7 protein-coding genes and 1 pseudogene are annotated in these 14,442 nt (G+C 75.9%); 5 read left to right on the plus strand and 3 right to left on the minus strand.

What is annotated here, in order from left to right; all coding sequences use genetic code 11:
• The first annotated feature begins 65 nt into the window (after positions 1-65).
• The gene (locus ACFVWY_RS26915; RefSeq protein WP_389876975.1) at positions 66-1,055 is read left to right on the plus strand and encodes a LuxR family transcriptional regulator; all 990 of its coding nucleotides are present in this window, start codon (positions 66-68) and stop codon (positions 1,053-1,055) included.
• A gap of 11 nt (positions 1,056-1,066) precedes the next feature.
• Here ACFVWY_RS26915 and ACFVWY_RS26920 read toward each other — a convergent pair whose 3' ends face one another.
• Positions 1,067-1,459: a glyoxalase/bleomycin resistance/extradiol dioxygenase family protein gene (locus ACFVWY_RS26920; protein WP_389876976.1), complete on the minus strand. Its 393-nt coding sequence runs from the start codon at positions 1,457-1,459 to the stop codon at positions 1,067-1,069.
• A gap of 94 nt (positions 1,460-1,553) precedes the next feature.
• Positions 1,554-2,288 carry a dienelactone hydrolase family protein gene (locus ACFVWY_RS26925; RefSeq protein ID WP_389876978.1) on the minus strand — a complete coding sequence of 245 codons (735 nt, stop codon included), beginning with the start codon at positions 2,286-2,288 and terminating at the stop codon, positions 1,554-1,556.
• 151 nt (positions 2,289-2,439) lie between these two features.
• Between ACFVWY_RS26925 and ACFVWY_RS26930 the strand changes: the two genes are divergently transcribed.
• Positions 2,440-2,727, plus strand: a complete 288-nt coding sequence (locus tag ACFVWY_RS26930) for a DUF1905 domain-containing protein (protein WP_389876980.1) — start codon at positions 2,440-2,442, stop codon at positions 2,725-2,727.
• 266 nt (positions 2,728-2,993) lie between these two features.
• Positions 2,994-3,846, plus strand: a pseudogene (locus ACFVWY_RS26935) (MHYT domain-containing protein).
• Positions 3,847-4,622: 776 nt separating this feature from the next.
• On the opposite strand, the gene ACFVWY_RS26940 reads toward ACFVWY_RS26935, so the two are convergent.
• Positions 4,623-5,219 (minus strand): ArsR family transcriptional regulator, encoded by a 597-nt coding sequence (locus ACFVWY_RS26940; RefSeq protein ID WP_389876981.1) that lies wholly within the window; start codon positions 5,217-5,219, stop codon positions 4,623-4,625.
• A gap of 113 nt (positions 5,220-5,332) precedes the next feature.
• On the opposite strand from ACFVWY_RS26940, the gene def reads away from it, so the two are divergent.
• Positions 5,333-5,998: a peptide deformylase gene (gene def, locus ACFVWY_RS26945; RefSeq protein WP_389876983.1), complete on the plus strand. Its 666-nt coding sequence runs from the start codon at positions 5,333-5,335 to the stop codon at positions 5,996-5,998.
• 109 nt (positions 5,999-6,107) lie between these two features.
• Positions 6,108-14,309 carry a type I polyketide synthase gene (locus ACFVWY_RS26950; protein WP_389876984.1) on the plus strand — a complete coding sequence of 2,734 codons (8,202 nt, stop codon included), beginning with the start codon at positions 6,108-6,110 and terminating at the stop codon, positions 14,307-14,309.
• The last annotated feature ends 133 nt before the right edge of the window (positions 14,310-14,442 follow it).

Genomic DNA, 14,442 nt, shown 5'->3' on the forward strand with positions numbered 1-14,442 from the left:
TGCCCGGGAGTGCCACTGGCACTGATCGGCCACGGCATGGTGCGGAAGGCCCGACAATGGGGTGTATGGGGACGGAGAACGGGAAGCTCGGCGAGGCGCTGCGGCTGCTGGGGATCGGCTCTGCGGCGGGCCGGGTCTATCTGGCGCTGCTGGAGCTGGCGCCCGCGCCGCTGGGTGCGATCGGGGAAGCGTCCGGTCTGAGCGGTGCGGAGCTGGCCGGGGCGTACGGTGCGCTGGTCGACGCGGGGCTGGCCAGTGCCGCCGAGGAGGGGGCGGACGTGGTGGCCCCGGTGCCGCCCGCCGCGGGTCTGGAGGTCCTCGCCCGGCACCGGGCGGCCGAGATCGAGGAGTCGCGGATCGCGGTCGGGGGCGCGTTCGATTCGTTCCGGCGCCACCGGCTGGCCGCGTACAACGATCATCTCGTCGAGGTCGTCACGGGTGAGGCCGTCGGAGCGCGGATGCGGCAGGCCTGGGCGAGCGCCCGGGAGCAGATCCGGCAGTTCGAGTCACCGCCGTACTTTCCGCTGCCCGAGAGCACGGACGACTCGCTGGCCACGCTCGCCCGCGGGATCAGGCAGCGCGTGGTGTACGCGCGGGAGTCGCTGGAGCATCCGGGGCGTCTGGAGGAGGTCATCGAGCCGTGCATCCGGGCCGGTGAGCAGGCCCGGGTGATGCCGTCGGTCCCGGTCAAGCTGGTGATCATCGACGAGGCGTACGCGCTGGTGTCGTTGTCGATCAGGGAGGCCGACGTGCACAACACGATGCTGGTCGTGCAGCCGTGCGGTCTGCTCTCCGCGCTGATCGCGCTGTTCGAGCAGTCCTGGGCGAACGCCCTGCCGTTCCACGGCCGCGCCACCCGTCCGGGCGGTCTGCCTCCCGCCGACCGCCGGTTGCTGTGGCTGCTGGCGGGCGGGGCGAGTGACGAGGTCATCGCCCGCGAGCTGGGGATCAGCCGCCGTACGCTCTTCCGCCGCCTCCAGGTCCTGATGGCCCGGCTGGGTGCGGCGAACCGTTTCCAGATGGCTCTCCAGGCGCAGCGCTGCGGCTGGCTGTGACCGGGGCGGGCTCAGTACGTCTGGATCTCCAGCAGGTTGCCGTCCGGGTCGCGCAGGTGTGCCGCGCGCAGCCCCCACCCGGGCAGGTCCCGGGCCGGTGCCGCCGGGGTCGCGCCGTGCCGGAGGCACAGGGCGACCGCCTCGTCCACCGCGGCGGCGTCCGCGACGGGCAGGACGAGGACCGTGCCGCCCGGCGCGGGGGCCGGGGGGACCGTGGCGGCGAACAGGTCCCGCCGGATCACGGCGAACGCGGTCGCCCCTTCGGGGGTGTCCCAGCTGGCGTACCCGGAGGCGGCGTCGCCGCGGGCGGGCAGGCAGCGCGCCAGCGCGGGCAGTACGGCCGCGTAGAAGGCGAAGGCGGCCGGGTAGTCCTCGGTCAGCACGCGCGGGTACGGGACGGGCATGGCCCCATGCCTACGGGCCCGGCCGCGTCCGGCCCCGTCCGTGTCCGGGCCGGCGGACGGCGTGCCGGGCCCGGACGGGCGCGGGCCCGGGGTCTCAGCCGTGGGTCAGGGTGCGGCCGAGGAGGGGCAGCAGGCGGTCCCAGTGGCGCTGGAGCGCCGCGGGGTCGAAGGCGTCGGTGTCGGACATGGTGAAGCCGTGGACGGTGCCGGGGTAGATCTCGGAGGTGTGGTCGGCCCCCGCGGCGTCCAGGTCGCGGTTGAGTGCGCCGAGGGCCTCGGGGGTCAGGTCGCCCTCGGCGTGGCCGAGGTGGACGGGGGCGGCGATCCGGGAGAAGAGGCCGGGCCCGTCGGCGCCCACGGGGCTGTGGAACGCGGCGACGGCCGCCACCCGGCCGGGGTGGGCCGCGGCGGTGCGCATCGCCAGGAGTCCGCCGATGCAGTAGCCGGTCACCGCGACCGGTCCGGCGGCGACTTCGGGCTGGGCGGCGAGGAAACCGAGGTAGGCGTCGGCGTCGCTCAGGGTGCGCTCGGCGGTGTGCTCCTGGATCAGGGGCATCAGCCGGGCGAAGACCGCGGGCCGCTCCTCCTCCCCGATGTGCCCGGGGAGTTCGACCACCGGGGACGGGCCGTTCCGGTAGAAGACGTGGGGAACGAGTACGTAGTACCCGTGCCCGGCCAGTTCACGGGCCATCTCCCGCAGCGCGGGCCGGATGCCGAAGCCGTCCATGTACATCAGCACCCCCGGGTGCTGCTCGCCGTCGTCGGGGAAGACGGCGAAGGCGTCGGCTCTGCCGTCCGCGGTGGGGATGTGCGGTGTGCTGGTGCGCATGGGTTCTCCTGCCGTGGCTGATGCGTCGGTCGGGCTTGTGCCAGCACATCAGAGACAGAGCCCGTGCGCCGCCCGTACACGGCGCCCGTACGCGCCGCCCGTACGCTGAGCCGGGCGCGAGCCCCCTCAAGGACAGGAAAGGACAGGCCACTTGGACATCGTCTTCACCGGTCACGTCATCGAATGGCGTGGGCCCTCCCCGTTCTACTTCGTCCCGCTGCCCGAGGAGCAGGCCGCCGACGTACGTGAGGTGGCGTCGATGGCCACGTACGGCTGGGGCGTCGTTCCCGTCGAGGCCCGGATCGGCGCGGTCGGCTTCGAGACGTCGCTCTTCCCCAGGGACGGCGGCTATCTGCTGCCGCTCAGGAAGGCGGTGCGCGCACCGGAACACCTGGCGGCGGGGGACGAGGTGAGCGTGCGTATGAGCGTGCGCCTCTAGAGGGTGTCCTGCCGCCGCGCCGTCCTGGATCCGCCCGCACGGCGGATGAGGCTTCGTCAGGTCTCGAATCGGAATCACCGGCGATCGGTATGGGCGATTTATCCGTGCCCTGTGTCACAGAAGGCCCGATTCAAGATCAATCTCCACCATTCGTAATGATTCGGTTATCCGGGAGTGGATTTTCGGCCATTGCGTCTGCATATCGTCATCGGGCGGAGCTCCGAAGGGGAGTTCGCGTACGGGTCGGGCAGAGGAGGGGCGGAGCGATGGCTTCCGCGACCGTCGATGGTTTCAGTCAGGGGTTCGTGACCCCGGTCGCCGGGTTCCTGGTCGCCTGGCTGGGCGGGGCCCTCGGGCTTCGGTGCACGAACCGGTCGACGCACAGCAAGGGGGGGCGCGAAGGCCGGGTGGCTCGCGCTCGGGTCCACGTCGATCGGTGTCGGCATCTGGACGATGCACTTCATCGCGATGCTCGGTTTCAGCGTGGCGGAGTCGTCCGTCACCTATGACGGCACGCTCACCGTGGCGAGCCTGGCGGTGGCCGTCGTCGTCGTGGGCATCGGCATCTTCACCGCCGGCTGCCTGGGGACGCGCCGTCCGGCGCTGCTGGCGGCCGGGGTGCTGATGGGGCTGGGCATCGCCGGTATGCACTATCTGGGCATGGCGGCGATGCACGTGGGGTCGGGGGTCACGTACTCCGTGCCCCTGGTGGTGCTGTCCGTGGCGATCGCGGTGGCCGCGTCGACGGCGGCGCTGTGGTCGGCGATGTCGGCGTACGGGTTCCGGGCGAGCCTCCGGGCCAGCCTGGTCTTCGGGGTCGCGGTCGCCGCGATGCACTACACGGGGATGGCCGCGCTGAACGTGGAAATCGGGGCAGGGCACGGGTCGCACACCGGCGGGATGAGCGGCACGGAACTGCTCGTGCCGATGCTGCTGGGACCGGCCGTGTTCCTGGTGGTGGCCGCGGCGGTGGTGATGTTCGACCCCGTCCTGATGCTGGGCGGGGAGTGGGACGGCCCGGAGGCGGGCCCTTCCGCCGGGAAGCCCGCGAGGGCGGCCGGACGGCGCCGTGCCGCGCGGCAGCGGACCGGACGGCAGAAGGCGGGCAGCGGCCTGTAGCGCGGGGCGGCTCCCCGCGGGGGAAGCCGTGACCGGCCGGGGGCCGTACCGCGCGTCCCGCGCGCGGGACGGCCCCTCCCCCGTTGGCCCGGCCGGTCCGGCGGGGGCCCGGTCCCCGGCGGGCCGGGCCCCGGCCCATCCGGCCGCGTGAACCGTACGATGACGCTCTTGCCCGGCCCGTCGGCGGCGGGTTCGGTCCGTACGCCGCCGGAGCAGCCGTGCGCGAGGACGGCCACCACCGCGAGACCCTGCCGGGGCGCGAGGCCCGTGAGCGGCACCGGGCGCGGGCCCTTGTCCGCGACGCTGGCCGTGAGGAGGCAGCCCTCCAGCGCGAGGCAGAGGGGGACGTCCGGCGAGCGGCCGGCGTGCCGGACGGCGCCGGAGACAGACTCGGCCGCCACCCGCGGCACCGCCTCGGAGAGCGGCGGACCCGGTGCGGTCCCGGCCCCGTTCAGCCGCCGGCCGCGAAGGCCCCGGGCCGCCCGCACCGATCCGTGGACCGGCGGCAGGTCCCAGGAGCGGCAGTCCCGGCGCGCGGGCAGGCGCGGCATCACGCGCGCCCCGTCCCGCCGCGTACTTCGGTCCGGCGCACCGGCCGGTCCCCGTGCTTGCCGCACACATCCGTTCGCACCACTCGCTGCCGGTCCGGCGGAGTCCCCCGTGCCGGACTCCGCGGAAATAACGGCGGTGGCCGAACGGCCGGCCACGGCACCGCAGCGGATGGCCGGATGTCCGAGAACGCCGGCCGAAAAGGCCGCGGGGCCGGCGGCGGCTGTTCAGTCCGGCCGCGGTCCGCCCTCCGGCCGGCCGTCCTCCTCCGGGTGGGGAAGCAGGGGGAACAGCCGGGTGATGAGGGCCACCGGCCGGGCGCCGTCGGGCCGGGCCAGGGGGCGCTGCTCACGGTCCCGGTAGGGCGCCAGGGCCCGCCGGACCGCGTCCGCGACCCGGCTCATCTCCTCGGGCGTCAGGTAGGCGACCGCGCTGAAGGCCTCGTCGTGGCGCCACTGGGGCGGTGCCCCGTCCCGCCGGGCCAGCCATCGCTGCCAGCTCTCGTCCTCCAGCCCCCGGGCCAGGTCGCCGAACTCCTCCCCGGCGGCGCCGCCGGGGGCCGGGGTGTGCCGCTTCAGCCGCCAGGGGCGTGCGCGGCCCTGGCCGTGCGGGGCTTCCTCGATGTGCCCGTGCCGGGCGAGCTGCCGCAGGTGGAACGAGCAGAGGCCGGAGCTGTAGCCCAGCCGGGAGGCGGCCTCGGTCGCCGTGACCGTACCGACCTCGCCGAGCAGGCCGAGCAGCGCCGTGCGGACTTCGTGTGCGGGCAGCCCCTCGCCGGTACGGGCCGTCCGGCCGTTCGAAGTGTTCCGGTCATCTCCTGTCACTTTGCAAAGTCTGCTACTTTGCAAAGCACTTGGCAAGCGGCAGCCCTTGCCGCGGCCATCCGCCGCGACGGCCTCCGTGGCGCGTGCGGCACGTGCGAGAAGAGGAGCCGGCCATGTCCGTCCACCCCGTGCGGTCCCGTTCCGCGGACCGGCGCGTCCGCGTGCAGGGCCGCCCCGTCGACGCGTATCCGGCGCTGCCGCCGGAAGCGGAACGGGGATCGTTCCGCAGGGTCACGGTGACGGGCGAGGAGGTCCTCGGGCGTCCGTGCCAAAAGGTGACCGGGTTCGGGGCCCCGGAGCTGTCGGCGCTGATCGACGACATGTTCCTGACCATGCACGTGGCCGAGGGGGCCGGTCTGGCCGCCAATCAGGTCGGGGCCGGGCTGAGGCTGTTCGTGTACGACTGCCTGGACGACGACGGGGTCCGCCATGTCGGCCACCTCGCCAACCCGGTCCTGAGCGTGCCCGGCCCGCAGGACCGCAGGCTCGTCGACGAGTTCGAGGGCTGTCTGTCCGTGCCCGGCGCGGCCAAGGTGGTCCCCCGCACCGACCGCGCCGTGGTCCGCGGGTTCGACAAGGACGGTGCCCCGCTCGTCATCGAGGGGACGGGATACTTCGCCCGGTGCCTCCAGCACGAGACCGACCACCTCTCGGGCCGCACCTACCTCGACCGCCTCACGGGACGGGACCGGAGAGACGCGCTCCGGCAGATGACGGACCGTCAGGAGGGGGTCTTCGCCGGGCGCGCGGAGCGTCTCGCCCGGCTGGGCCGCGCCTGACCCGCCCCGGTGCCCGCCGTACCCCGTAAGGGCCTCCCGCCGCCGGAAAGGCAACCGGTCCCGTCCCGTCACCGTCCTCACCTGCGGGTCGTCTCAGGGAGGTCATACGGTGGACAGCCGCGCCGACGTCGTCGCACCGCTGCCGGAACTGCTCGGGCGGCATGCCCGGCGGCTCGGCGGCAAGGTCTGGTTCGAGGACCGGTCCAGGCGGGTGACCTACCGGGAGCTGGAGCAAAGGACCGCCCGGCTGGCCGGTCATCTCGCGGAGCTCGGCGTGGCGCGCGGCGACCGGGTGGCCGTACTGCTCGGCAACCGGGTCGAGACGGCCGAGAGCCTGCTCGCCGTCACCCGGGCGAGCGGCGTGGGCGTGCCCCTGGACCCGGAGAACCCGCCGGAGGAGCTGGCGCGGCTGCTGGCCGACTGCGGGGCACGGGTGCTCATCACCGGCGCGGCGGGCCTGGCGGCGTGTCAGCCGGCGCTCTCGCGGGGCGGGCTGGCCGTCGTCTCGGTCGACGGGGACACGGAGGACGCCGGTGTGGGCGGCGTGCTGCGGTTCGAGGAGCTGGCGGGCAGGGAGCCGGGGCCGCCCGCACGGGATGATCTCGGGCTGGACGAGGTGGCCTGGCTGCTCTACACGTCGGGGTCCTCCGGCGCGCCCAAGGGGGTGCTGTCCACGCAGCGTGGCCGCCTCGCACCGGTCGCGGCGGGGCTGGCCGGTGTCCTGGGCCTGTCCGAACAGGACCGTCTGCTGTGGCCGTTGCCGCTGCACCACGCGATGAGCCAGATCGTGTGTTTCCTCGGGGTGACCGCGGTGGGGGCGAGCGCGGTGCTGCTGCCCCGGTTCTCGGTGGCGGGGGTGCTCGGTGAACTGCGCCGCGGACAGGACCCGTTCACCCTGCTCGGCGGGGTTCCGGCCACGTACTCGGCACTGCTCGACGCGGTACGGGGCGAGGCGGACGGCGGGCACGGCACCGGTCTCGGCGCCCCCGCGCTGCGGGGCTGTGTCAGCGGCGGCGCCGCGGCGGGGCCCGCGTTCCGGGCGTCCTTCGAGGCGGTCTGCGGTGTGCCGTACCTGGAGCACTACGGCAGCACGGAGGCGGGCCCGGTCACCATGCCGTCGCCGGACCGGGCGGACCGGGGCGCGGAGTGCGGCCGGGTGCTGCCCGGCACCCGGGTCCGGGTCGGCGGCGGCGCCGACGGCCGGGACACGGGCGAGGGCGAACTGTGGGTCAGCGGCCCCGGGCTGATGACCGGCTACCACAACCGGCCCGAGGCCACCGCGCGGGTGCTGCGCGACGGCTGGTTCCGTACGGGCGACCTGGCGAGGATCGACGCCTGCGGCGGGCTGGAGATCACCGGCCGGGCGGGAGACCTGATCGTCCGGGGCGGGGTGAACGTCCACCCCGCGGAGGTGGAGGCGGTGCTGCGGCAGGTGCCCGGGGTGGCGGACGCGGCCGTCACCGGGCGCCCGCACCCCGTCTTCGGTGAGGTGCCGGTCGGCTATCTGGTCGCCGCGCCCGGTGCCGCCGGGAAGCTGGACCGGGGGCGTGTCCTGGCCGCCTGCCGTGCGCGGCTGCCCGGCGCCAAGGTGCCCGTCGAGCTGTTCGAGGTGGCAGAGCTCGCGCGTACCGGCTCGGGGAAGATCCTGCGGCGGGGCCTGGCCGCCCTGCCCGCACGCCCGCTGGGCGGCCGGGGTGCCGCAGAACCGCCCGAGGACCTGCTGGCCCTGGTACGGGGCGAGGTGGCGGCGGTGCTCGGCTGCACGGCCGGGGCGGTGGAGCCGGACACGGCGCTGCGCGACCTGGGCATGGACTCCCTGACGGCGACGGTGCTGCGGGAGCGGCTTTCGGCGGCGACCGGACGCCGGCTCTCCGAGGCCGTCGCCTTCGACTTCCCCACGGCCGCCGCGCTCGCCGCCCACCTCGGGGAACAGCCCTTTGCCGCCGGGCCCGTACGGCGGGGCGCGCCCCGGAGGGACGACGACCCCGTGGTGATCGTGGGGATGGCCTGCCGCTACCCCGGGGACGTCACCTCGCCCGAGGAGCTGTGGCAGCTGGTGGCCCAGGGGCGGGACGCCATCGGCCCGTTCCCCGCCGACCGGGGCTGGGACGTCGAGGCGCTGTACGACCCGGACCCCGGGCGGCCCGGACGGACGTATGTGCGCGAGGGCGGCTTCCTCTCCGGCGTGGACCGCTTCGACCCCGGCTTCTTCGGTATCTCGCCCCGCGAGGCACTGGCCATGGACCCGCAGCACCGGCTGCTGCTCGAAGTGGCGTGGGAGGCCTTCGAGTACGCCGGTCTCGTCCCCGGCTCGCTGCGCGGCTCGGCGACCGGGGTGTACGTCGGGCTGATGTACAGCGACTACGCGCGCCGCCTGGCCGAAACACCCGAGCAGGTCGAGGGATACCTCGGCCTCGGCAACGCCGGAAGCGTCGCCTCGGGCCGCATCGCGTACGCCTTCGGTCTCGAAGGCCCGGCGCTCACCGTGGACACGGCGTGCTCCTCGTCCCTGGTGGCACTGCATCTGGCGGCCCAGGCACTGCGCCGGGGCGAGTGCGCGTTCGCGCTGGCCGGGGGCGCGACGGTGATGTCGGGGCCTTCGTCGTTCGTGGAGTTCAGCCGTCAGCGGGCGCTGTCCCCCGACGGCCGCTGCAAGGCGTTCGGGGCGGACGCCGACGGCACGGGGTGGGCCGAGGGCGCCGGGATGCTGCTGCTGAGCCGGCTGTCCGAGGCGCGCCGTGCCGGGCTTCCCGTACGGGCGGTGGTGCGCGGCTCGGCGGTGAACCAGGACGGGGCCAGCAACGGGCTGACCGCCCCGCACGGTCCGGCGCAGCAGCGGGTGATCCGGCAGGCGCTCGCGGACGCGGGGCTGGAGGTCACGGACATCGACGCGGTGGAGGCGCACGGCACCGGCACCCGGCTCGGGGATGTCATCGAGGCGGAGGCCTTCCTCGCGACGTACGGGAGCCGGGCGCGGCGACGCCCGCTCAGCCTGGGCTCGGTGAAGTCGAACATCGGTCACACCCAGGCAGCCGCCGGGGTGGCCGGGGTGATCAAGATGGTGCAGGCGATGCGGCACGGTGTGCTGCCGCGCACCCTGCACGCCGACGAGCCGACGCCCCGGGTCGACTGGTCGTCGGGGCGGATCGAGCTGCTGTCCCGGGCGGTGGAGTGGCCCGGGGCGGAGCGTCCGCGGCGGGCGGGGGTGTCGTCGTTCGGGATCAGCGGCACCAACGCCCATGTGGTCCTCGAAGAGCCCCCGGCCGGTGAGGGAGGGGAAGCCTCCGGTGACGGCGGTGAGGCCGCCGCGCCGACGGGTGCGGGGACCGCGGAGGCGGGCGGGGCGGTGCTGGCCTTCCCGGTGTCGGCGCGCAGCGCGGCGGGGCTGCGCGCCCAGGCGCGGCGCCTGCACGACCATGTGGCCGCCGCGCCCGGGGTGCCCCTGGCCGGCCTCGGGTACGCGCTGGCCACCACGCGTACGGCGCTGGAGCACCGGGCGGTGGTGGTGACCGGGGACCGGGATGGGCTGCTCGGCTCCCTGCGGGCCGTGGCCGGGGGCGGGGGCGCGGCCCGGTCCGGGGTGTACACGGGTGTGGCCCGCCGGCGTCCTGGTCCGTCGGCCGTGCTGTTCAGCGGTCAGGGGAGCCAACGGGCCGGTATGGGCCGTGAGCTGTACGGGGCGCGGGAGCGGTTCGCGGCCTTCGCGGGTGCGCTGGAGGAGTGCTGGGCCCTGCTGGACCCGTTGCTGCCGGTGCCGTTGCGGGACGTCATGTTCGCCGGGGCGGGTACGCGAGCGGGTGCGCTGCTGGAGACGACGCGGTTCGCTCAGCCCGCGCTGTTCGCGCTGGGGACGGCGTTGTTCCGGCAGTTCGAGGCGTGGGGGGTGCGCCCGGGTCTGGTGGCCGGGCATTCGGTGGGCGAGGTGACGGCGGCGCATGTCGCCGGGGTGCTGTCCCTGGAGGACGCGTGCACCCTGGTGGCGGCCCGGGGACGGCTGATGGAGGCGCTGCCCGCGGGCGGTGCGATGGCGGCGGTGGGCGCCGGGGCAGAGGAGGTGGCCGCCCGGCTCGCCGGGACACGGGGTGTGGTGGAGATCGCCGCGGTCAACGGGCCCGCCTCGGTGGTCGTCTCCGGTGACGATTCCGCGGTGCGGGAGGTGGCCGCGTACTTCCGGGAACGGGGCCGGGCGGTGAAGCCGCTGCGGGTCGGCCATGCCTTCCACTCCGCCCGGATGGAACCCGTGCTCGCCGAATTCGCCGGGGTGGTGGGCCGGTTGTCGTTCACCGCGCCCCGGCTGGTGCTGGTCACCGCCGTGCGGGGCCGGGCGGCGACCGCCGGGGAGGTGTGCGTGCCGGAGTTCTGGGTGGATCACGTCCGCCGCCCGGTCCGCTTCGCCGACACGGTGGCGCACCTGGCCGGGAGGGGCGCGGCACAGTACATCGAGCTGGGTCCGCAGGGGGTCCTCACCGGCCTGGTACGCGACTGCCTCGCACCGCCCGCACCCGACGCGCCCGACGCGGCGGACACGGCGGACGCGGCTGCTCCGCTGGTACTGCCGACGCTGCGCGGGGCGCGGCCGGAGGCCGGGGCCCTGCTCGGCACGGTGGCCGCGCTGCACGCCCGCGGTGTGCCCGTCGACTGGCCTGCGGTCTTCGCGGGGAGCGGCGGGCGGCGCGTCGCGCTGCCCACGTACGCCTTCCAGCGCCGCCGGTACTGGCTGGAGAGCACCCCGGAGCGGCCCCCGGCGGAACGGGCGGAACCGGTGGCTTTGGTGGTGGGGGCCGCGCATCCGTTCCTGCGGTCGGGCATCCGCACGGCCGACGACGGCGGCCTGCTGCTGGGCGGGGTGCTGTCGGTGCGGGACCTGCCGTGGCTCGCCGACCACGCGGTGGCCGGGGAGGTCCTGCTTCCGGCGGCCGCCTTCGTCGATCTGGCCCTGCACGCGGGCAGGCTGACGGGCTCGGCCGTGCTGGACGAACTCGTCCTGACCGCGCCGCTGCCCCTGCCCCCGGACGGGGCCGTCGAGGTGCAGGTGCGGGTGGCGGGGGCGGACGGCGCGGGGCGGCGGCCGGTGCTCTTCCACTCCCGGCCGTCCACCGCGGCGGGCGACGCCCCCTGGCTCCGCCATGCCACCGGCACCCTCTCCCCCACGCCTCCCGTCCCGCCGGACGGGCCGGGGCGGGGGCAGGGCACGCGCTGGCCTCCCGAAGGGGCAGTGCCCCTGCATCACGACGAGGACGGCGCGAAGCGGGAGCCGTACGAGCGGCTGGCCAGCAGCGGGCTGCGCTACGGCCCCGCCTTCCGGGGCATGCGGGCCGCCTGGCGGCACGGGGAGGAGCTGTACGCGGAGGTCGCGCTGCCCGACGCGGCCCGGACCCCGGGGGCGGGTGGCGCGGGGTTCGTCCTGCATCCCGCGCTGCTCGACGCGGCGCTGCACGTCCTGGCCCTGGACAGCGTCACCGGAAACAGTTCCGGGACGGACGGTTCCGGGACGGACGGTTCCGGGACGGACGGTTCCGGGACGGACGGTTCCGGGACGGACGGGGGGCCGCTGTCCGTGCCGTTCGCCTTCGGCGGGGTGCGCGTGCACGCCCCGGGTGCGACGCGTCTGCGCGTACAGGTGGCCCCCGGGCCCGACGGGCAGCGCGCGGTGGAGATCGCCGACGGGGCGGGCTCGCCGGTGGCGACGGTCCGTTCACTGACGCTCCGGCCCCTTTTGTCCTCCTCTCCCCCGCACGCGGGCGCCCTTCACCGGACGGTCTGGGTGACACCGCCTGGGCCGTCCTCGCCCGTGGCGGTGCCCCGCTGGGCGGTGCTGGGCGCGGCGGGCACACCGCTGGTGGACGCCCTCGCCGCGCCGGGCTCCGGCATCCCGGTGTACCCGGACCCGGCGGCGTGCGGCGCGGCGGCGGCCGTCGTGGTGGTGGCGCCGTGCGCGTCACCCGGCGCGGCCGGTGAGGGCGGGGCCGCCGCGTTGCTGGAGGCGGCGGACCAGGCGCTGCGGCTCGTCCAGGCGTGGCTCGCCGAGCCTCGTCTGTCCGGCTCCCGTCTCGTCCTGGTGACCTCCGGCGCCGTGCCCCTGGGCGGCGGCTCCGGCGACAACGGCCCGTCCGTTCCTCCGCACGCGCCGGTGTGGGGGCTGGTCCGCTCGGCCCTGCGGGAGAACCCGGGCCGCTTCGCCCTGGTCGACCTGGACGCTCACCCCGGTTCCCGGGACGCCCTGCCCGCCCTGCTGGCCGCGGCGGTGCCGGAGGCGGCCGTACGCGAAGGAAGGGTGTACGTGCCGGAACTGGCACCGCTGCCCGGCCCGGGGCCCCGGAAGGCGCGGGTGCCCGACCCGGAGGGCACCGTCCTGGTCACCGGAGGCACCGGTTCCCTGGGCAGGCTGGTGGCCCGTCATCTGGTCGCCGCGCACGGCGTACGGCATCTGCTGCTCGCCGGGCGGCGCGGGCCGGACGCCCCGGGGGTCAGGGAGCTCGTCGCACAGCTGCGCGAGGCGGGCGCCGAGGTGACCGTCCGCGCCTGTGACGTAGCGGACCGGACCGCGCTCGCCGCCCTGCTCGGCGCCGTACCGGCGGACCACCCGCTGACTGGTGTCGTGCACACGGCGGGGGTGCTGGACGACGGGGTCGTCCAGGCGCTCACCACCGAGCGCCTGCGCCGGGTGCTGCGCCCCAAGGCGGACGCCGCGCTCGCCCTGCACGAGCTGACCCGGGGTGACGACCTGGCCGTGTTCGCGCTGTTCTCCTCGGTGGCGGGCACGTTCGGCTCCGCGGGGCAGGCCGGCTACGCCGCCGCCAACTGCGCGCTGGACGCCCTGGCACGGCACCGCGTACGGCTCGGACTGCCCGGTACGTCGATCGCCTGGGGCCCCTGGCAGCAGGACGACGGCATGATGGCGGGTCTCGGGGCCGCGGACCTGCGCCGTGTGGCCCGTTCCGGGTTCGGGCCGCTCGGGCCCGGGGAGGGGCTGGCGCTGTTCGACGCGGCGGTGGCCGGTGACGAGCCCGTGGTGGTGGCGGCCCGCCTCGCCCCGGCCGCGCTCCGGTCCGGCGCCGTACCGGCACCGCCCCGGTCCCGGACTCCCGTGTCTCCCGCAGCGGTTGGCGGTGCGGTCCCGGTGCTCTCCGGGGTCCGGTCCCTGGCGGCCCGCGTCCTGGGACACGGGGAGGAGGCGGACGGGATCGACGCGGACGCCCTGCTGGCGGACCTGGGGATGGACTCCCTGGCCGCGGTCGAACTGCGCAACGAACTCGCGGCGTGGACGGGGCTGACGCTGCCGTCCACCCTCCTGTTCGACTTCCCGACGCCCCGCGGCCTCGCCGCCGAACTGACACGCCGCCAGTCCACCGAGCCGCCCCCCGCGTCCCCGGACTCTCCTGCGTCTCCCGCGCCCCCGGACTCTCCTGCGTCTCCCGCGTCCCAGGACTCTCCTGCGTCCTCGGCGTCCCCGGACTCCCTGGGCGCGCTGTTCCGTACCGCGTGCGCCCGGGGCCGGGCCTGGGACGGCATGGCGCTGCTCACCATCGCCGCGCGCCTGCGCCCCGTCTTCGGCCGGGCGGGGGCGGCCGGGGCGCGGCACGAGCCGGTCGTGCTCACGGAGGGCGGTGCGGGGGCCCGGCTGGTGTGCTCTCCCGCGCTGAGCGCACTGTCCGGACCGCAGGAGTACGCCCGCCTGGGTGCCCGGCTGCGGGGACTGCGGCCGGTCTGCGCGCTGCGGCACCCGGGGTTCGGGCCCCGGGAGGAGCTGCCCGCCTCGCTGGACGCGCTGGTCACCGCCCAGGCCGCCGCCGTCCGCGCGGCCCCGGCCGGCAGCCCCTTGGTACTGCTGGGGCGGTCGGCCGGCGGCTGGGTGGCCCATGCGGTGGCCGAGCGCCTGGAGTCCGAGGGGGTCTTCCCGGCGGCCGTCGTCCTGGTGGACACCTACCCCGTCGCCCGCGAGGACCAGGACCAGGGGCTCTCCGCGATGACGTCGGACATGCTGCGCCGCGCGGCGGAGTTCGCCTCGGCCAGCCCTGGCCGGCTCACCGCCATGGCCGGGTACTTCGGCCTCTTCCGCGACTGGAAGCCCGCACCGCTCACCTGTCCCACCCTGTACGTACGGGCCCGCGACCCCCTGCCCGGCACCGCCCCCGCCCCCGTCTGGCCGCTGCCCCACGCCGAAGTCACCGTGCCGGGCGACCACTTCACCATGCTGGAGGAGCACTCCCGTACCACCGCCCTCGCCGTCCACCAGTGGCTCGACGGCCTGCCCCGCGGCCGGGCACTGTGCTCGCGCGGCCACGTCGGGGAGGCGGGTGGCGCCGAGTGACGTTCCCGGTTCCCTGGTGGCTCGGCCGTGGCGCGGGGCGGGACAGGGCGGCCTCTGGCGGCTCAGCGTCCCCTCGGGCGGATGGCCGGGCGCAACAGGTGCCGCAGTGCCGCCGGTTCAGGTGATCCGGGGT

This window comes from Streptomyces sp. NPDC058195, from assembly GCF_042883525.1.
Taxonomy (GTDB): domain Bacteria; phylum Actinomycetota; class Actinomycetes; order Streptomycetales; family Streptomycetaceae; genus Streptomyces.